The 18,001-nt window shown below is 72.5% G+C and carries 16 protein-coding genes; 10 read left to right on the top strand and 6 right to left on the bottom strand.

Going from position 1 to position 18,001, the window contains the following annotated elements; genetic code table 11:
* The first annotated feature begins 15 nt into the window (after nt 1–15).
* Complete coding sequence (locus ACWGIS_RS28900; RefSeq protein WP_453365397.1) at nt 16–438, top strand: winged helix-turn-helix transcriptional regulator; 423 nt, start codon at nt 16–18, stop codon at nt 436–438.
* 117 nt (nt 439–555) lie between these two features.
* On the opposite strand, the gene ACWGIS_RS28895 is transcribed toward ACWGIS_RS28900, so the two are convergent.
* Together ACWGIS_RS28895 and ACWGIS_RS28890 are read right to left on the bottom strand one after the other, a co-directional pair.
* Nucleotides 556–1,416, bottom strand: a complete 861-nt coding sequence (locus ACWGIS_RS28895; RefSeq protein ID WP_453365396.1) for an MBL fold metallo-hydrolase — start codon at nt 1,414–1,416, stop codon at nt 556–558.
* The gene (locus tag ACWGIS_RS28890) at nt 1,413–2,156 is read right to left on the bottom strand and encodes an SDR family oxidoreductase (protein ID WP_453365395.1); all 744 of its coding nucleotides are present in this window, start codon (nt 2,154–2,156) and stop codon (nt 1,413–1,415) included. The genes ACWGIS_RS28895 and ACWGIS_RS28890 overlap by 4 nt, the downstream gene beginning before the upstream one ends.
* 130 nt (nt 2,157–2,286) lie before the next feature.
* Here ACWGIS_RS28890 and ACWGIS_RS28885 point away from each other — a divergent pair, with 130 nt between their 5' ends.
* The gene (locus ACWGIS_RS28885; RefSeq protein ID WP_453365394.1) at nt 2,287–2,745 is read left to right on the top strand and encodes a MarR family winged helix-turn-helix transcriptional regulator; all 459 of its coding nucleotides are present in this window, start codon (nt 2,287–2,289) and stop codon (nt 2,743–2,745) included.
* 53 nt (nt 2,746–2,798) lie between these two features.
* A complete protein-coding gene (locus ACWGIS_RS28880; protein ID WP_453365393.1) occupies nt 2,799–3,029 on the top strand; it encodes a hypothetical protein in 231 nt (76 codons plus the stop codon).
* Nucleotides 3,030–3,170: 141 nt separating this feature from the next.
* On the opposite strand, the gene ACWGIS_RS28875 is transcribed toward ACWGIS_RS28880, so the two are convergent.
* The gene (locus ACWGIS_RS28875; RefSeq protein WP_453365392.1) at nt 3,171–3,965 is read right to left on the bottom strand and encodes a SigB/SigF/SigG family RNA polymerase sigma factor; all 795 of its coding nucleotides are present in this window, start codon (nt 3,963–3,965) and stop codon (nt 3,171–3,173) included.
* A 454-nt stretch (nt 3,966–4,419) separates the two neighbouring features.
* On the opposite strand from ACWGIS_RS28875, the gene ACWGIS_RS28870 reads away from it, so the two are divergent.
* The 3 genes from ACWGIS_RS28870 to ACWGIS_RS28860 all read left to right on the top strand — a co-directional run bounded on the left by ACWGIS_RS28870 (nt 4,420) and on the right by ACWGIS_RS28860 (nt 10,089).
* Nucleotides 4,420–5,919, top strand: coding sequence for a metallophosphoesterase family protein (locus ACWGIS_RS28870; protein ID WP_453365391.1), 1,500 nt, complete (start codon nt 4,420–4,422; stop codon nt 5,917–5,919).
* A 290-nt stretch (nt 5,920–6,209) separates the two neighbouring features.
* Entirely contained in the window at nt 6,210–8,729 is a 2,520-nt protein-coding gene (locus tag ACWGIS_RS28865; RefSeq protein WP_453365390.1) for a transglycosylase domain-containing protein, read from the top strand.
* A gap of 58 nt (nt 8,730–8,787) precedes the next feature.
* On the top strand, nt 8,788–10,089 hold the full coding sequence (locus ACWGIS_RS28860) for a hypothetical protein (RefSeq protein ID WP_453365389.1): 1,302 nt from the start codon (nt 8,788–8,790) through the stop codon (nt 10,087–10,089).
* Between the two features lie 51 nt (nt 10,090–10,140).
* Here the strand turns inward: ACWGIS_RS28860 and ACWGIS_RS28855 are convergent, their stop codons facing one another.
* On the bottom strand, nt 10,141–10,593 hold the full coding sequence (locus tag ACWGIS_RS28855; protein ID WP_453365388.1) for a hypothetical protein: 453 nt from the start codon (nt 10,591–10,593) through the stop codon (nt 10,141–10,143).
* 193 nt (nt 10,594–10,786) lie between these two features.
* Between ACWGIS_RS28855 and ACWGIS_RS28850 the strand changes: the two genes are divergently transcribed.
* Nucleotides 10,787–11,002 (top strand): hypothetical protein, encoded by a 216-nt coding sequence (locus ACWGIS_RS28850; RefSeq protein WP_453365387.1) that lies wholly within the window; start codon nt 10,787–10,789, stop codon nt 11,000–11,002.
* Between the two features lie 24 nt (nt 11,003–11,026).
* Here ACWGIS_RS28850 and ACWGIS_RS28845 read toward each other — a convergent pair whose 3' ends face one another.
* Nucleotides 11,027–11,941, bottom strand: coding sequence for an SDR family oxidoreductase (locus ACWGIS_RS28845; RefSeq protein WP_453365386.1), 915 nt, complete (start codon nt 11,939–11,941; stop codon nt 11,027–11,029).
* Nucleotides 11,942–12,170: 229 nt separating this feature from the next.
* Between ACWGIS_RS28845 and ACWGIS_RS28840 the strand changes: the two genes are divergently transcribed.
* From ACWGIS_RS28840 to ACWGIS_RS28830, 3 genes are all read left to right on the top strand, one after another.
* Nucleotides 12,171–12,626, top strand: a complete 456-nt coding sequence (locus tag ACWGIS_RS28840) for an SRPBCC family protein (protein ID WP_453365385.1) — start codon at nt 12,171–12,173, stop codon at nt 12,624–12,626.
* A 60-nt stretch (nt 12,627–12,686) separates the two neighbouring features.
* Complete coding sequence (locus ACWGIS_RS28835) at nt 12,687–14,312, top strand: phytoene desaturase family protein (protein ID WP_453365384.1); 1,626 nt, start codon at nt 12,687–12,689, stop codon at nt 14,310–14,312.
* Between the two features lie 331 nt (nt 14,313–14,643).
* Complete coding sequence (locus ACWGIS_RS28830) at nt 14,644–16,857, top strand: FUSC family protein (RefSeq protein ID WP_453365423.1); 2,214 nt, start codon at nt 14,644–14,646, stop codon at nt 16,855–16,857.
* Between the two features lie 12 nt (nt 16,858–16,869).
* Here the strand turns inward: ACWGIS_RS28830 and ACWGIS_RS28825 are convergent, their stop codons facing one another.
* On the bottom strand, nt 16,870–17,820 hold the full coding sequence (locus ACWGIS_RS28825) for a hypothetical protein (RefSeq protein ID WP_453365383.1): 951 nt from the start codon (nt 17,818–17,820) through the stop codon (nt 16,870–16,872).
* Between the last annotated feature and the right edge of the window lie 181 nt (nt 17,821–18,001).

Below are 18,001 nucleotides of genomic sequence, written 5' to 3'. Positions count from 1 at the left end.
CAAGGAGGCAGTTCCGTGTCAGTGAGGCACACCGAGGTAACCGCTGGACCCGCTGCACTCGAACCCTGCGGACAGCCGGACCGTCCCGACTGCGGGATCCGCGACGTCCTCGACCGGGTCGGTGACAAATGGTCGGTCCTCGTCGTCGTCGAGCTGGCCGGCGGCCCGCGGCGCTTCCGGCAACTCCAGCGCGCCATCGACGGGATCTCCCAGCGCATGCTGACCCTCACGGTGCGCCGGCTGGAGCGGGACGGCCTGATCCTGCGGACCGTGTATCCGACCGTGCCGGCCCAGGTCGACTACCGGCTCACCGAGACGGGCGCGAGCCTGACCCACCTGGTCAAGGCACTCGCCGACTGGTCACTCGAACACCGGGCCGAGATCGCCCGAGCCCGCGAGACCTACGACCTGGAACACCCCGGGAACGAGATCCGCTGACCGGCGAGACGGCATCGACCTCCTGAACCGGAACCACCGGGAGGTGTCGACGGGCCGATCGGCGGGCCGCCCATCCGGCGGGCCTTCGACGGGCCTTCCAGGTGGGCGGCGCATCGACTACGTGCGGTCCGTGTAGAGCGCCTGGCTGCTGCCCCAGAGGCTGCTGCGGTTGAGGTGGCCCGGATGCCGCCGGACCATGGCGTCGTAGAAGTCCTCCGGTGTCACTTCCGTTTCGAGCAGTTCGTCCGCGTCGGCGAGGTAGCGGAGGGTCTCCTCGATCTGGCGCTCCGCGTCGTCGTCGTACCGGTGATTCTTGTGGCCGGCGATGACGCGGCGTGCGCCGAGCGCCTCCACGGCGGCGATGGCACGGCGCCAGGCGTCGCGGCCCCCGTCACGGGACTCGACGAGGTACTGGTGGACGCCGTTGTAGACGACGTCGCCCGCGACGACCAGGTCGAGGTCCGGGACGTGCAGGACGCTGGTGTCGTCGGTGTCGCTGTGCCCGACGCCGACGACGGACAGGGCGTGTCCTTCGAGGACGAGCCGGTTTCCGAGGTCCTCGGCGGCCACGGCCGTGACGGGGGACGCCGGGATCAGTCCGGGGAGGATCTTGTCCCAGAAGCCCGCGCGCGCCTGCGCGGCCCGGTGCATCTGCGCGATGGTCCCGCTCGTGGCCACCACCTGGGCGCCCGGGAAACGGTCGGCCAGGCTCGCCGCGGTGAACCAGTGGTCGCCGTGCGCGTGTGTCACGAAGATGTGGGTGAGCCTTCGGCCGCCGGCGCGGACCCGGTCCGCGACGACTTCCGCCTGCGCGGCGGTCAGCGGCGGGTCGACGAGTACCACCTCGCCGTGCCCGAAGAGGAGAGTCGTGGACACAGGCGCCCAGGTGCGCGCGCCTCCGTCGGGCAGGCGTCCCGGCAGTGCGAGCGGGATCGCCTCGGACACGATGACTTCGTAGCCGAGGTGGGTGGCGCTCACTTCGACGCCCCGAGCGAGACCAGGGCGTCCTCGGCATGGGTCCGGTTCAGCAGTCGCACCGGCCGCCCGGGCTGCGTCGAGACGGAAGCCGCGACGGCGACCGCACCGATCTGCGCGGAGGTGACCTGAGCGGGATCGGCGGCTTCGACGAAGCGGGTCGCCACGGGGCCGAGTTCGAGGAGGAACACGCGCTTGGCACCCTGGAGTTCGACGGCGAGCACCTGGTGCATCATCTGGAGCGCCGCCTGCTCCATGCTCACCAGGCCGCTTCCGGGGATCGGCACGCGGGCGGACTCGCCGACCACGATGGAGTACGCCCCCTGCCGCGTCATGCGAGGCAGGGCCGCGCGCACCACGGCCATGTGAGCGGTCGCCAGGCCCACGAAGGCCGCCTGCCAGTCCGCTTCGCTCATCTCCCACAACGGCTTGCCGTGCCACCAGCCGCCGATCGGGGCGACGACGTCGTCCAGCCCGCCGAGCCGGTCGACCATGGTGGCGACGAGTGCCTCGGCGCCCGCGAAGTCGGTGTAGTCGTGCTCGAACAGGTACAGGCGCGCGGTGGCCGCCTCGCCGAGCAGCGCGCGGAACTCCTCCGCCCGCTCCTTGCTGCGTGTGGGCACCACCACCTGCGCACCCGCCGCGAGATAGGCGCGCACGGCGCCCTCACCCACCCCTCCGGTGCCGCCGGGGATCAGGACACGCCGGCCGGACAGGTCGGGGTGAGCGATGTTGTCGGACATCAGGAAGCTCCCTTCGGCCAAGTCGGGGTCGGCAGAAGATCCCGCCGACTCCTTTCGTTGGGCTACCCAACGTTGGCGAGCCCAACGTAACACCGTTCGGTTGGGGCGGCCAACGTTTACAGTGGGGTCCATGGGCGAAGCGAACGACGACCTCCGACCGCCGGCACGGCTGCGGGCACTCACGAGCTGGCAGGCGAACAAGGTCTCCACGGTCGGGGCTCGCATGACAGCGAGGCACATGCCCCTCACGGCCCGTTCCGACTTCGCCGTCCTCGCCGCGCTGGAGGAGTACGGCGCGCTCAGCCAGGCCGATCTCGGCAGGCGGCTCGGGCTGGACCGCAACGACGTCAGCGGCATCGTGACCCGGCTCCAGAGGGGAGGCCGCATCGAGCGCCAGGCCGACCCGGGCGACCGACGCCGCAACCTCGTCACGATCAACGCGGCCGGCAGGCGCTATCTCGACGAGATCCAGCGGGGCGCCGACGACGCCCAGGCGGAACTCCTGGCAGGACTCGACGCGGACGAGCGCCGCCACCTTCACGCGCTCCTGGCGAAGACCCTGGAGGCGCACAAGCCCGAACCGGCGTAGCGGAGCGGATGGAACTCCGGTGACCGGCGTGAACGACCGTCGTTGATCACGCCATGAAGACCGACATCCTCACCACCGCCGGCCTCGCCGCTGTGACCGCGCTCCTCGTCGCCGCTCCGGCCCACGCCGGTATCGCCGACGGCACCCTGAACGACGCGCATGTCCTCGACAACATCTCGACGCTGAACTCGAACATCAACAGCGATGCGCAGAGCCTCGTGAACGAGAACGCGAACACCCGCGCGGACGGCACGAACAACAACGCCGCCGGCCAGCACGAGTAGGCGACCCGCGTACCCGTACGGAACCGGCATGAGGGCGAAGCGACAGCCAGGACTTGTCCGGCTGACCAACCGGCCGATCATGCCGCTCGTGAGAGGCCGTGCTTGCTTCAGCGGCCGGGACCATGATCGGCCGGACGATCCCTACGGCGCGTCGGCGAGTGCCTCCTCGCGGAGCCTGTCGTAGCAGCCGCTCAGCAGGCGGGAGACGTGCATCTGCGAGATGCCGAGCTGCCGCGCTATCCCGCTCTGCGTCATACCGCAGAAGAACCGCAGGTAGAGGATGGTCTGTTCGCGCTCGGGCAGCGCCCGGAGGCAGGGCTTGACCGACTCGCGGTCGACGACGAGGTCGAACCCGCCGTCCGGGGCGCCGAGCGCGTCCCCCAGCGCGTAGCCGTCGTCGCTGCCCGGCAGCTCGGCGTCCAGCGAGAGGGCGGAGAAGCTGTCGAGCGCCTCCAGACCCGTGCGCACCTCGTCCTCGGTCAGCTGGGCCTCGGCCGCGATCTCGGCGACGGAGGGATGCTGGCCGGGCGCGGTCTGGGACAGGTCCTTCACGGCGGTACGGACGCGATTGCGCAGGTCCTGGACGCGGCGGGGCACGTGCAGCAGCCACATGTGGTCGCGGAAGTGGCGCTTGATCTCACCGGTGACGGTGGGGATGGCGTAGCTCTCGAAGGCGTTGCCCCGCTCGGGGTCGTAGCGGTCGACCGCCTTCACGAGACCGAGGGCGGCGACCTGGCAGAGGTCCTCGACGGACTCTCCCCTGCCCCGGAACCGGCCCGCGATGCGCTCGGCCATCGGCAGCCAGGCTCTCACCAGTTCGTCCCGGAGTGCCTGCCGCTCGGGGCCGTCGGGCAGGGCGCGGAGACGTTCGAACGCCGCGGCGGTGTCGGGGGCGTCGTCGTGCGGGTGCTGCTTCGTGCGTGCCGTGACACTCATGGCGCCGCAACTCCCTTCGAAAGGTGTACGTCACCTGGGGAGCGGCACATACGGACGACACCGGACACACCCGGGATTCTGTAGGGGCCAGCTCCCACGGACGTGCCTCCTGTCCGAAGCACTAAAACGCGAATTCCCGCTCCGGGAATTCGCGAAACACATTCCGGCGGAGGTTGACACAAAGCGACCGCCCGAGCCCGTCAGGTGACGAATTCATGTGAACGACAATTGTCCGAGAACCGTGAATCTCGACGCCGAGAAATCTTGGCGGAGCGCATTGCTTTTCGTGAAAACCCTTTATCTTGGGGCCGGTTGAGACCCGGTGCCGTGAAGTGCGCCCGCAGCGAGCCGAGTTGAGCGTGCACGGCCCTCCCGGGACCCGCGGTGCCGGGCGCGGGCGGCGAAGGTGCGGGCTGGCCGTCGGCGTGCCGCGGCTCGTTGTTACGGTTCCCCGATGTCTGACTCTTCACGGGACACCGCCGCGGGCGCCGGCTGGGGCGACTCGGTGCGCGGGGACTACCGGCTGCTGATGCCGGAGCGCGTCGAGAAGCTGTCGTGGCTCGACCCGCGGACGCTGTGGCCGGCACGCAACGGCCTCCTGGCCTCGTGGTTCGGGGACCCCACCGGCGGCACCCGCGCCCGCTGGGCGGAGCGGTGCGCGGCCGCCGGCGCCCCCGCCGACCGCGTCATCCGGCGCGACGACCCGGACCACTTCTCCTTCATGGTCATCGGGGACACCGGGGAGGGCGACGACTCCCAGTACGCGGTGGTCCCCGGTTTCCTGAAAGCCGGTCAGGGCACCAGCTTCGCCGTCCTGGCCAGTGACGTGGTCTATCCGGTGGGCAGCGCCGACGAGTACGGCACGAAGTTCCACCGTCCGTACCGCGACTACCAGGCACCCGTGTACGCGATACCCGGCAACCACGACTGGTACGAGGACCTCCAGGGCTTCATGCGCGTCTTCTGCGACGCCCCGCCCCTCGCCCCGCCGCCCGCTCCCCGCCCGCTGACGCGCACCTGGCTGCGCGGGCTGCTGTGGCACAAGGCCCGTCCCGTCGACGAGCAACGTCTGGCCACCGCAAGGGAGTTGCGGTCGGCGCCCGCCCAACAGGCCGTGCAGCCGGGCCCCTACTGGGCCGTCGACGCCGGTCCGGTGCGCATCGTCGGCATCGACACGGGACTGCTGGGGACCCTCGACGCCGAACAGGGCCGCTGGCTGCGCGAGGTGTCGAAGGCGGACGTCCCGAAGATCCTCGTCACCGGCTCACCCCTGTACGTCGACGGTGAGCACCACCCCTGCGCGATCGAGGGCGGCGGCACGGTCGACGACATCGTCCGTGATCCCGCGCACCGCTATGTCGCCGCGATCGGCGGAGACATCCACAACTACCAGCGCTATCCGGTGGCGGTGGACGGCCGCACCGTCCAGTACGTGGTCGCCGGGGGCGGCGGCGCCTTCATGCACGCCACCCACACCATTCCCCGGGTCTCCGTGGCCGGGGTCGGCGAGGACGACTTCCGCTGCTACCCCCTGCGCGGCGACTCCCTGGCCTTCTACAGCCGGCTCTACGGGCGGCGGCTGCGGATGCCCCGCTTCTTCACGCTCGACGCGGACGAGGCGGCCGCCGTGATCGCCGAGCGTCTGGGCATCGCGCCGACCCGCTCCCCGGGGGCGCCCGCGCGCGTGACGCGGCGCGTCCGGCTGGTCGCCGGGCTGCTGGGCGCGGGGCGCCGCCCCGACCGCCGCGCACGGCTGCGCCTGCCCGTGCGCAAGACGTACACGCAGTTGTTCTCGCCCGGCTCGGCGACGTACAGCCCGCCGTTCTTCAAGTGCTTCCTGCGGCTCGACGTCTCTCCGGACGCGGTCCGGCTGCGATGCTTTTCGGCCACCGGAAACCGTGCCCAGGAACTCGATCCGCCCGTCGAGGACGAAGTGATCATCCCGCTGCGGTGACTCCGGGAACCGGGAAGACGGGGCGCCGCGTCCTTCACGTGACCGAAACGGAACACAACTGTCCGCTTTCTGTCTGGTATCCGACGGAAGCGATCACTGTGACCACTGATAATTTGTGGGGGCCGCGATGTACCGAAAGGTCGGGGAGGGGGGCTCGCAGCCGCGTGCGCGGCAGCTGCGTCTACCCGCGCGAGCAAGACTGAGTGCGGAGGGAAACGCAGGCATGTCCACGTCATGGCAGCGAATACATGAGGTGCACCCCGGCGGGGGGCCACGTCCGGAAATCCTCCATGGCTAGGCCCGAGGAGGGCGGCGGTCCGCACCGCCGCGAGGACGCTCCCGACCGCTCCGGCTCCCCGGAACCCGGCCGCCGCACGCCCGCGCCCGACGGCGAGAAGCCGTCGGCCTCCCGCCGCACGGGCACCCCGGAAAGCCCCGCCCGCCGGGACACCCCCGACGCCGGTGGCCGCCCGCGCACCGACCCGGAGGCCACCATGGCGCTCCGGGTGCCCGAGGACCTGGAGCCCGCCCCCGAGCGCGAGCCCCGCAACGATCCGGAGGCCACCATGGCCCTCCGGACGCCCGACGACCTCAAGGCGCTCGCCGCCCGGCCGGCCCGCAGGCCCCCGGAGGCCGAACCGGCGCCCCGCACGCCCGCCGACAGCCCCGAGCCCGAGCCCGCCCCGGTCCGGCAGGTCCGCACCGACCCGGAGGCCACCATGGCGCTCCGGGTGTCGGACGTGCCGAAGCCGAGGCCCGTCGAGCCGCGCAGCGGTCCCCGGCGCAAGCCCGGCCCGCCCACCGCCAGGGCGGCCGTGACGGCGGCCGTCTCGGCACGCCTGGCCCCCGTGATCGAGGGCGCCGCGCCCTACGTCCGCCGCCTGCGCCCGAAGTACCCGCGGCCTGGCCGCACCGGCTGGCGCCGCTGGATGCCGTCCTGGCGCCAGTGGCTGGGCGCCGTCCTGACGCTCTTCGCCGCCACCGCCTCCCTGCTGGGCGTCGCCTACGCCACCACGGAGATCCCGGACAACCTCAACACGTACGCCACCCAGCAGGACAACGTCTACTTCTGGGAGGACGGCACCCCCATGGCCCGTACCGGCTGGGTACGGCGCCAGGAGATGCCGCTGAAGGACATCCCCGAGCAGGTGCGCTGGGCGGTGCTGGCCGCGGAGAACGAGAGCTTCTACTCCGACCCGGGCATCTCCGCCAGCGGCATCACCCGCGCCCTGTGGCGCACGGTCGGCGAGGGCGACACCCAGGGCGGCTCCACGATCACCCAGCAGTACGTCAAGAACGTCTACCTGTCCCAGGACCGCTCGGTGAGCCGCAAGCTGACCGAGGCCATGATGGCGATCAAGCTCGACCAGAAGATGAGCAAGGACCAGATCCTGGAGGGCTACCTCAACACCAGCTGGTTCGGCCGGGGCACCTACGGCATCCAGCGGGCCGCGCAGGCGTACTACGGCAAGGAGGTCAGCGAACTCAACCCCAGCGAGGCCGCGTTCCTGGCCTCGCTGCTGAAGGGCGCCGGCCTCTTCGACCCCTCCCTGAGCGCGAACAACCACGCGCGGGCCGTGGAGCGGTGGGACTGGATCCTCGACCGCATGGTCAAGATCGGCAAGCTGTCCGCGGAACAGCGCGCGAAGTACACCGAGTTCCCCGAGCCGCTCAAGCAGTCCCGGGTCTACGACACCGGCCACCAGAGCGACTACCTCGTGGAGCTGGCCACCCAGTACGCGAAGAAGTCCGCGCACATCTCGGACCAGCAGTTCGACCTCGGCGGCTACCAGATCTACACGACCTTCGACCGGAAGCGGGAGAACGCCCTCACCGCGGCCGTCACCCGGGCCCGCAAAGACGCCGTGAAGGACGACCCGGAGAAGGCGAAGACCGCGCACTACGGGGCGGCCTCGGTCGCCGACGACGGCCGGATACTCGCCGTCTACGGCGGTCCCGACCACCGCAAGCAGGGCTTCAACGAGTCCAACGCGACGACCGTCCCGGCCGGCTCGGCGTTCCTCCCCTTCGTCTACGCGGCGGGCCTGGAGCACGGGGTCCGCAAGGAGCGCGGCACCACGGCCACCACCCCGGTCGGCCCCGACTCCGTCTACAACGGTGACGACGACGTCCCCGTGACCACACCCGAGGGCCCCTACTGGGACCGCAGCGGCAAGAAGGTCACCGCCCACAACGACGACGGCAAGTCCTGGGGGCAGATCCCCCTGCACAAGGCGCTCGCCTCGTCCGTCAACGCGCCGTTCATGCAACTCGGCCTGGACACCGGCCTGGACAAGGTGCGCCTGACCGCCCAGGCGGCCGGCCTGCTCTCGTCCAGCATGGGCCCGCAGGTGCCCGAACTGTCGCTGGGCAGCTCCACGCCGAGCGCCATCCGCATGGCCAGCGCGTACGCCACGTTCGCCGCCCAGGGGACCCACACCGAGCCCTACTCGGTGCGCCGCATCACCCGCAACGGCAGCGGCGTCGCCCTGAGCACACCCAAACCGCGCCGCGCGGTCAGGACCGAGGTGGCCGACCAGGTCACCGAGGCGCTCGCCGAGTCGTTCCGCACCCAGCACCCGGGCGCGGCACCCGACGCGGCGAAGGTCGCGGGCAAGGGCGGCACCAGCCAGAAGGACACCGCGGCCTGGTACGTCGGCACGCACCGCGCGGTGTCCACGGCGGTCGTCACCTACCGCATGGACCTGTCCAAGAGCCTGGAACCCCTCCCGCTGAAGGGCCTCGCCGGTTCGCCCGCCACCTCCGTCCCCTACGGCATCTGGTCGAAGGCCATGAGCCCCCTCAGCTGAAGCGAGCGGCGACGGCACCATTGCGCTCCGCTCTCCCTCCTCGCAGAATGCGCCACCGATGAACTCGAACGCCCACCGCAGGCGCCGCCGCAGCGGCAGCGCCGACGTCCTGGGCCGGCTGACCGCCCGGCCCAGGATCCTGACCGCCGCCATCGCCGTGGCCGTCTCGTGCATCACCGTGCCCCTCGTCGTGTGGGGGACGGGGGACGACCCGGCGCCCACCGGGTCGTCGGCCGCCACGTCGCCCGGCGACGGCGACGGAGCGGGCGAGGGCAAGGAGCCCCAGTGGGACGGCAAGACGAAGGTCATCGGGGACGGCTCCACCTCGTACACCGGGCCGCAGCGCGGTGAGTTCAAGGCCACGCGGCTCAAGCCCGGTGAGAAACCGCCCCAGTTCGTGGTCTTCTCCTGGGACGGCGCCCTCCAGGGCGACGACGAGCTGTTCTCGCACTACCGCGAGATGGCCGAGCAGTACAACGCCCACATGACCTTCTTCCTGACCGGCATCTACCTGCTGCCGAAGGACAAGAAGACGCTGTACCACCCCCCGATGCACGACCCGGGCGACTCGGCGATCAGCTACCCGACCGACGAGCACATCCGCACCACGCTGACGGAGCTGGGCAAGGCGTGGGAGGACGGCAACGAGATCGGTTCGCACTTCAACGGGCACTTCTGCGGCGACAAGGGCGGCGGCGACTGGAGCGTCGAGGAGTGGAAGAGCGAGATCAAGCAGTTCTACTCGTTCGTCGAGAAGTGGAAGACCAACACCGGCTACGACGACATGAAGGCGCTCCCCTTCGACGCGAAGCGGGAGATCGTCGGCGGCCGGGCGCCGTGCCTGGAGGGGCAGAAGAACCTGCTCAAGGCGATCAAGACCTTCGACTGGCGCTACGACGCCAGCTCCGCCGGCGACTTCCAGATATGGCCGGCCAAGAAGGACGGCATCTGGGACTTCCCCCTCCAGATGCTTCCGTACGAGGGCGGCAAGTACCAGGGCCTGTCGATGGACTTCAACTTCCTCTACAACCAGTCCGAGGGCGAGACGGACGGCGACCCGGCGCAGCACGAGAAGTGGCGCCAGGAGACCACCCAGACCTACCTCAACGGCTTCAACCGCGTGTACTACGGCAGCCGGGCACCGCTGTTCATCGGCAACCACTTCGAGGACTGGAACGGCGGCATCTACATGAAGGCGGTCGACGACGTCATCAAGAACGTCTGTGTCCGCAAGGACGTCCGCTGTGTGTCCTTCCGCGAGCTGGCCGACTGGATGGACGCGCAGAAGCCCGAGGTGCTGGAGCGCCTGCGCGGCCTGGACCCCGCGCAGTCGCCGGACTGGTCGACCGTCGTCAAGTGACCCCGGGCGAGGGCGCCCCGCCCGGGCGGGGCGCCCCTCACGGCCGCCGGGTCACGTCCGGTCGGGCCGGGCCGTGTGGTCCGGGTGACCGCCGGTGCGCCGGTCCTCCTTCATCTCCGCCTCGTACAGGTGGTCGCGTCCCTCGACGAGGTCGTCCCGCGCCTGCCGCTCCAGGGCCTTGAAGGGCTCGTAGTAGGTGTCGTTGTAGGCCTCGACGATCTGGAACGTCCAGTGGCCGGGGATCACGTTGCGGCCCAGGATCTCCCGTTCCACCCGGTCGCCGTACCCGGCGTGCCCGGCCTTGCGGAGCAGCTCCACCGCCCGGTCGAGCTCCAGGTCGGCCGTGCCGGTCAGCTGGTGGAACGCGTACAGGTGCCCGCGGGCCCGTTCCGTCGTCTCCAGTGCCTTGGAGAGGGCGCCGAGCGCCTCCACGGTCATGTCGTCGACCCCGTCCGGCCGCCGGTGCGCGCGGTCGGGTCCGTCTCGGTGCTGTGCATCGTTCATGGATCTCCGACTCCCCGCAGCGCGCCCGGTCATACCGGAGAGGGCCCGAGATGCACCGCTTGGCGGTCCTCCCGCCGGGGCCCGCCGCCCGGGCGGAGGGCGCACAGCGGTATGAAGCGGGCGCCGCAGGCATGATCGAGCTGCGGGGGGAACCCGTGAGGTGATCCGTGTCCGTCGAGAGAGAAGGTGGCCGATGAGCATCCCGCCGACCGACCCGACCCCGCCGAACCCCACCCCGCCGCCGGGGCCGACGGATCCGCAGCCCGGCCCCGCGCCCGGTCCCGTCCCCGCTCCGCCGCCGGACCCGGTCCCGCCGGCGCCGCCGGGACCCGCCGGACCCGACCCGGTGCCGCCGACTCCGCAGCCGGGCCCGCTGATCCGGCACGACCACGCGGACGGGCCGCACTGACCCGCCCGTCCCGGACGGCCCGCGTCACCCCGCCGGAGGTGTACGGCTCCTGTGCGCCTCGGCGGGGTCGTCGCGGGCCCCGGCCCCCAGCAGCCCGGTCGCCTCGAACCGGTCCCGGGCCGCCAGCCGGGGCAGCTCCCTGCGCGAGATCCGGGTGACCACCGGCGGCAGGACCGCCCGTCCGACCTGGGCGAGCCGCAGCCAGGAGGGGACGTACACGGCACGGGACCGGCGTTCGACGGCCGCCACCATGCGCTCCGCGACGTGCTCCACGGGGTAGACCCTCCGGGCCGGGGGCGGCATGTGCCCCCGCAGCTCCCGCAGGACGGCGTGCTGGTCCGCGTCCCGGATCATGTCCGTGTCGGTCCAGTTGAGGTAGGCGATCCCGACCGCGACACCCTGGTGCGCCACCTCGGCCTGCAGTGCGTGCGCGAAGGACTCCACGCCCGCCTTGGAGGCGCAGTAGGCGCTCATCATCGGGGAGGCGCCGATGGAGGCCAGCGACGCGATCTGCAGGTAGTGGCCGCGCGTCGCGACGAGGTCCGGGAGGAACGCCCGCGCGGTGATCGCGCTGCCGGTCAGGTTCACGTCGATCACACGCCGCCAGGTCGCCGGGTCCGACTCGGCGAACGGACCGCCCTCGGCGACCCCGGCGTTGGCGACGACGGCGGAGGGCGCGCCGAGCTGCTCGCGGATACGGGCGGCGGCGTGGTTCATGGCGTCGTCGTCGGTGACGTCGGCCTCCCACCACCCCGCCGGGCCGGGCAGCGACGCCGCGACCTCGGCGATCGCCTCGGGCTGGCGCCCCAGCAGGGCCACCACGGCTCCCCGCTCGGAGAGGACGCGGGCCACGGCGGCTCCGAGGCCGCGCGAGGCGCCGGTCACCACCACGACACGGCCCGCCAGCGGACCACTACGACGCGTTTCGGCATCAGGCATGCCCACCACGCTAACCGCACCGCGCCGCGACGGCCTTCGTACGGGGGTCCTCCCGGGCCGCACCGAGGCCCGTCCGCCGGGTGCGGGCGCCCGGCGGACGCGGACACCGGCCCCGTGCCGCTCGTCACAGCAGAAAAGGCGTAAGTCCCGCAAAGATGGAAACCTGAGTGCAGCCGACTCGGACAGCCCGCGTTGGGCCGTGAAGAGCGTTCACCTCCAGGAGGGTTGCATGGCTGTACGGCATCAGCTCATCAAGAGGCCGCCCCACGTGGTGTGGTCCGTGCTGGCCGACCCGGACCGCTACAGCGAATGGGTGGTCGGCACGTCCGACACCTGGCCCGCCGAGGGACAGTGGCCGCAGACGGGCGCCTCCCTGACCTTCGAGGTGCGCCTCGGCCCCTGGACGGTGACCAACAAGACCGTCGTACGGCGCGTCGAGCCGCCCAGGCAGCTGGAACTGGAGGCCCACTCCGGCCCGTTGGGCACGGCCAGGATCGCTCTGGACGTCCGTGAGTGGGGCGAGGACACCCTGCTCATCGTCGACGAGCACCCCCTGCGCGGCGCCGGCGGCACCCTGCACAACGCGGCCTTCGAGGTGCTCGTCCAGCTGCGCCACCGCGCGATGCTCAACCGGCTGGCGGACCTGTGCGAGAGCCGCTCGCTCCCCGAAACCGCCGACCGGTAGGACCCCCGGCGGTGCTCCCCCGTGCGCGGCCGGGCCCGCCCCGCTGAACAGGAGGCAGACATGCCGGACGCGGTGGTGATCGGCGCCGGGCCCAACGGCCTGGTGGCGGCCAACCTGCTCGCCGACGCGGGCTGGAGCGTGGAGGTACTGGAGGAACAGAGCCAACCGGGCGGCGCGGTGCGGCACGACCGCGAGGTGCACCCCGACTACGTCAGCGACGTCTTCAGCTCCTTCTACCCGCTGGCCGCCGCCTCCCCGGTCCTCGCCGGCCTGCACCTGGAACGCGAGGGGCTGCGCTGGAGCCACGCCCCCTACGTGCTGGCGCATCCGCTGACCGACGGCAGCTGCGCCCTGCTGGGCCGCAATGTCGAGGACACCGCCGCCGCCCTGAGCGACTTCAGTCCCGGGGACGGCGAGGCCTGGCGGGAGCTGCACCGGATCTGGGAGCGGCTGCGGCCGGACATCGTCGAGGCGTTGTTCACCCCCTTCCCGCCCGTGCGCGCCGGGGCCCGGCTGGCCATGCGGCTGCGCGGGGCGGGCGGACTGCGGCTGGCCCGGTCCCTGGTGCTGCCCGTACGGCGCCTGGGCGAGGAGGAGTTCGAGGGCGAGGGCGGCAGGCTGCTGCTGGCCGGCAACGCCCTGCACGCCGACCTCGCCCCCGAGGCGGCGGGCAGCGGCGGCTTCGGCTGGCTGATGTCCATGCTGGGCCAGACGCACGGCTTCCCGGTGCCGACCGGAGGCTCGGGCGTGCTGACCCAGGCCCTGGTGCGCCGGCTGGAGAAGCGCGGCGGCGCGGTCCGCTGCGGTGAGCGGGTGACCGAGGTCGTGGTGCGGGGCGGCAGGGCCGTCGGGGTGCGCACGGCGGGCGGGGAGGCGGTCGTCGCGAGCCGTGCCGTACTGGCCGACGTATCCGTGCCCGCGCTGTACGGCAGCCTCGTCGACGAGGAGCACCTCCCGGCGCAGCTGCTCGCCGATCTGCGCCGCTTCCAGTGGGACTTCGCCACCTTCAAGGTGGACTGGGCGCTCAGCGGACCGGTGCCGTGGCGGGCGGAGCGGGCGGCGTCCGCGGGCACGGTCCATCTCGCGGACGGCATGGACGAGTTGACGCGGTTCGCGGCGCAGATCGCCATGCACCAGGTGCCCGACCGGCCGTTCGCCATCTTCGGGCAGATGACCACGTCGGACGCCACGCGCTCGCCGCTGGGCACCGAGTCGGCGTGGGCGTACACCCACGTCCCGCACCGGATCACCGGTGACGCGGGTGACGGCGGGCTGACCGGCACGTGGGACCGGCGCGAGCAGGAGGTCATGGCCGACCGGGTGGAGGAACAGGTCGAGCGGTTCGCGCCCGGGTTCCGCGCCCTGGTGCGAGCCCGCCGCATCCTGGCGCCGCCCACGCTTGAGAGCCTGAACGCCAACCTGCACGGCGGTGCCATCAACGGCGGCACCACGGCCATGCACCAGCAGCTCGTCTTCCGGCCCGTGCCGGGCACCGGTCGCCCCGAGACCCCGGTCAAGGGCCTCTTCCTGGCCTCGGCGGGCGCGCACCCGGGCGGCGGTGTGCACGGGGCGCCGGGCTCGAACGCGGCGCGCGCCGCCCTGCGCGGGCACCTCCCCACCGGCCTGTCCCGCGTCCAGCGCGCCCTGACGCGCCGCGACCGCAAGGGCGACCGGACCGCGAGCTGACACCGGCCCGGCACCTCGGCGGCCCCCGGGGCCGTACGACTCCGCCGGGCTCGGCGCGTGCGGGGCACCGGCCGCTGCGTCGCGCGCGGGGCCGGCGTGTCCGTTGTCCGGCGTGCATCCGAAGCCGGGGTGCCCCGCCGCGGAGTCCGGAGCCGCCGCCCGCGGGGGTGCCGCCCCCGGGGCAGGGCGTACGCGGTGCGCCGTGACATGCTGGAACGGCTGATCATGACGGCGAGCGAGGACGTACGGCAGGGTGAGGAAAGCGAAACGGCCGACCTGGACGGGTACCTGGGATCGATTCGCGGCCTCCGACCCGGGGCTGCTGCGGCTCATGGCGGGACTGCGGACCGTGGGCGCGATCGCGCTCGCCCTGGCGCTGCTGGCCCTGATGGACGCCGGCGTGACGCACATGGTGGCCGGCGCCATGGCGGCCATGGTCGCCACGTTCGCCATCCGGGAGAAGCAGCGGCGGGAACAGGCCATCACCCTCGCGCTCGGCCTGCCGGTGGCCCTCGCGGCGATGTCGCTGGGCGCCCTGCTGAACACGCACGTCGTCGCGGGTGACCTCTTCTTCCTCGCCCTGATCTTCGGCGCGGTCTACAGCCGCCGGTTCGGCGACCGGGGGACGGCACTGGGGCTCATCGGGTTCCAGGTCTACTTCGTCTCGCTGTTCGTCCAGGCCGGCTCGGACACGCTGCCGGGGCTGTGCGCCACCCTGGTCCTCGCGTTCGCGTGCAGTGCGGCGGTGCGCTTCGGCCTGGTGGCGGAGACGCCCGAGCGCATCCTGCTGCGGTTGCGGGAGGCGTTCCGGGCGCGGCTGGCCCAGCTGGTGTCCGCGCAGACCGAGCTGCTGGACGCGGGTCCCGACCGGATGGAGAAGGCGCTGGAGGAGGTGCGGCGGCACACCGCCCGCCTTCACGAGACGGCCATGATGATCCAGGGGCGGCTGGAGGAGGGGACCAGCGACGACGCCGCCGCCTCGCACGTGCAGCGCCGGGTCGCCGACGCCGAGATCGCCGCCGAGCGGCTGGGCGTCCTGCTGCTCACCGCGCGCAGCGCCGAGCGCGCCGACACCCTCACCCTGCACCTGCCCGACGCGCCCGTGCCCGCGCCGGGCGACCGGCTGCGGGCCGAGGACGACATCACGGCGACCCTGCGGCGCGACCTGAACGCGCTGCGGCTGCTGGTCGCCCGGCCCGTCTCCGGCAGCCGGGGCACGGCGCTCGCCCACGTGCGCAACCGGCTGCTGGCCTACCGCGACGAGGAGAACCTGCCGCGCGCCCCCGCCGCCGTCCAGGACGTCTTCCGCGGCATCGGCGAGGCGGCGCGCGCGGTCCTCGGCCTGCGGCTGGCCTTCGACGGCCCGCAGGACGAGTCCGACGACTCCCCGGCCACGACACGCTCCCGCGAGGAGCTGGACGCCGAGGACATCGCGATCGCCGGTGCCGAGGAGAACGGCCGGGACGAGGACGAGGACGAGGACCGCACCGGGCTGCGGCGCCCCACCACGCGGGCCGCCGTCCAGGTGGCGGTCGGCTCCGCGCTGGCCATCGCGGGCGGCGAGTTCCTGTCCAGCCAGCGCTGGTACTGGGCGGTGCTCACCTGCTGGGTCGTCTTCCTCAACACGGCGTCCACCGGCGAGATCCTCGTCAAGGGCTACCGCCGGCTCCTGGGCACCGTCTTCGGGGTCGTCGCCGGAGTGCTGCTCGCGGGCGTGGTCGGGAACCACACCTGGACCGCGTTCGGTCTCGTCCTGCTGTTCATCTTCGCGATGTTCTTCACCGCGCCGCTGTCGTACGCCCTGATGTCGTTCTTCGTCACGGCGATGCTCGGGCTGCTCTACACACTCCTGAACACCTACAGCGCCGAGGTGCTCGTCCTGCGGATCGAGGAGACCGCCCTCGGTGCCGTCTGCGGGGTGGTGGCCGCCGCGCTGGTCCTGCCGGTGCACACCGACCGCCGCACGGACGAGCTGCTCGCCACGGTGCTGGCCCGGCTCGGCGACGTCACCGGCGCCGCGGTGGAGCAGCTGAGCGGCGGGCCCGCGCTGGACCTGCTGGACAAGGCCCGGGACCTCGACACGGCGCTGGAGGACCTGCGGGCGTCCACGCAGCCGCTCACGCACCCGATCACCCCGCTGCGCTCCCGCCGGCAGACGGCCCGTTACCTGGTGGCGCTCCTGGAGACGTGCGCGTACCACGCGCGGTCGCTGGCGGCGACGGCGGAACTGCTGCCCCACAGCAGGACGGTGGCCGCCGATCCCCGGCTGAAGAAGGCGGGCCGTCGCATCGCGCACAACATCGACGTGCTCGTCGCCCACGTCGAGGACCGGCCCGGCGCGGGCGCGGTGGAGACCGGCGCGAGCCTGGCGTCCATGCTGGAGGGCGACCGGCCGGGGGACGCTCCCCGGCACGACCGGGTCACCGGCCGCGTCCTGCGGCATCTGCAGCGGCTGGACGAGGGGGTGGTCGGCCTGGCCCGTCCGCTGGAGGTGCCCGTCGCGGCGTCCGACCGGCCCGCCGCCCGCCGGCCCGCCGCGCTGTGAGGACGGGGCCGGTCAGACGCCCGCCCTGTTCCGGGCGTGCTCGAAGGCGGCCATCGGATCGCCTCCGCTGTTCCAGGGCCAGGCGGTGACCGTGTTGCCGATCGCCTCGAAGACGGGGGCTGCCTGCTGTCGGCGGTCGGCGGCCATCAGCGCGTAGGCGAGGAGGTTCAGGTCGGCGAGCGTCTTCGCGTGGTGGAAGAACGACGGCTGCGGCCAGGTGTGGTGGGCGCGCTCCAGCGACTCGACGGCCTGCGGGTTGGTCCAGTGGTTGCGGGCCACCAGGGCGTCCACTCCCCCGCGGGCCAGCGCGGCGTTGTACTGCATGACCTGGGCGGTGAGTTCCACCGCGGCGCAGGGCGCGTTCGCCGGCATCCGGGGGCGTATCGAGTCGATGAAGTCGAGGACCTGGACCCGGGAGCCGGCCTCCTCCGGAGAGAGGTGGGCCAGCATGCTCAGGTACGCCTCCCGGTGCCAGCGGTCCCGCGCCAGGATCTCGTTCCAGGCGCCGAAGACGTCCGACTGCGCGTAGCGCTCCAGGCGGGCGATGCCGAGCAGCACGACCCACGGCGCGGGGTCCTGGGGGTCGAGGTCCGCCGCCCGCAGGCACTGCTTGGCGGCGGCGGAGGCGTCGGGCAGTCCTCCCGTGTCCCTGCCCCGGACGAGTTCGGACCAGGCGGCGAGGACGAGCGCGCTGGCGTTGCCCGGTTCACGGGTCGCCCAGGCGGACGGCAGGTGCGACTCGGACAGGTAGTCGGCCAGGACGGACAGCCGGTGCGCCCGCCGGTCCCAGTCCCCCGGGTCCTGTTCGAACAGGCGGGACATCTGGGCCACGCACAGGTCCGTCGTGCCGAAGGTGCCGGACCTGGTCGTCGCGCGCAGAGACTTCAGCAGCCTGCCGAGGTCCCCGTCGTCGAGCTCGGGGGCAAGGCGCGGCTTTCTGCGGCGACTTGAGAGAAAAGACATGATCGCATGCTATGAGTGACAAGAACCGCCACAAGGGGCGCGGCACGATCGTTACCGGATGCTGGCCGGCGGCTCGCGCCGCCCGCTCGCGGAGCGGCACCCCAGGGGCGCCGGGAGGTGCCCGCGGCGGCGGGTGACGGGAGCCCGAGCGGCCCGTGACGGGTCGTGAGGGGGCGGTGGG

This window comes from Streptomyces sp. NPDC054842 (assembly GCF_053611025.1).
Note: the sequence above shows the minus strand (reverse complement) of the source record. Positions and strands in the feature narration are given on the sequence as shown.

Coding starts and splice junctions, on each gene's coding strand:
- ACWGIS_RS28840 (WP_453365385.1), top strand. CDS start 12,171: ATGGCTGTACGGCATCAGCTCATCAAGAGGCCGCCCCACGTGGTGTGG.
- ACWGIS_RS28865 (WP_453365390.1), top strand. CDS start 6,210: ATGGCTAGGCCCGAGGAGGGCGGCGGTCCGCACCGCCGCGAGGACGCT.
- ACWGIS_RS28860 (WP_453365389.1), top strand. CDS start 8,788: ATGAACTCGAACGCCCACCGCAGGCGCCGCCGCAGCGGCAGCGCCGAC.
- ACWGIS_RS28870 (WP_453365391.1), top strand. CDS start 4,420: ATGTCTGACTCTTCACGGGACACCGCCGCGGGCGCCGGCTGGGGCGAC.
- ACWGIS_RS28855 (WP_453365388.1), bottom strand. CDS start 10,593: ATGAACGATGCACAGCACCGAGACGGACCCGACCGCGCGCACCGGCGG.
- ACWGIS_RS28825 (WP_453365383.1), bottom strand. CDS start 17,820: ATGTCTTTTCTCTCAAGTCGCCGCAGAAAGCCGCGCCTTGCCCCCGAG.
- ACWGIS_RS28830 (WP_453365423.1), top strand. CDS start 14,644: ATGGCGGGACTGCGGACCGTGGGCGCGATCGCGCTCGCCCTGGCGCTG.
- ACWGIS_RS28890 (WP_453365395.1), bottom strand. CDS start 2,156: ATGTCCGACAACATCGCTCACCCCGACCTGTCCGGCCGGCGTGTCCTG.
- ACWGIS_RS28875 (WP_453365392.1), bottom strand. CDS start 3,965: ATGAGTGTCACGGCACGCACGAAGCAGCACCCGCACGACGACGCCCCC.
- ACWGIS_RS28880 (WP_453365393.1), top strand. CDS start 2,799: ATGAAGACCGACATCCTCACCACCGCCGGCCTCGCCGCTGTGACCGCG.
- ACWGIS_RS28835 (WP_453365384.1), top strand. CDS start 12,687: ATGCCGGACGCGGTGGTGATCGGCGCCGGGCCCAACGGCCTGGTGGCG.
- ACWGIS_RS28845 (WP_453365386.1), bottom strand. CDS start 11,941: ATGCCTGATGCCGAAACGCGTCGTAGTGGTCCGCTGGCGGGCCGTGTC.
- ACWGIS_RS28885 (WP_453365394.1), top strand. CDS start 2,287: ATGGGCGAAGCGAACGACGACCTCCGACCGCCGGCACGGCTGCGGGCA.
- ACWGIS_RS28850 (WP_453365387.1), top strand. CDS start 10,787: ATGAGCATCCCGCCGACCGACCCGACCCCGCCGAACCCCACCCCGCCG.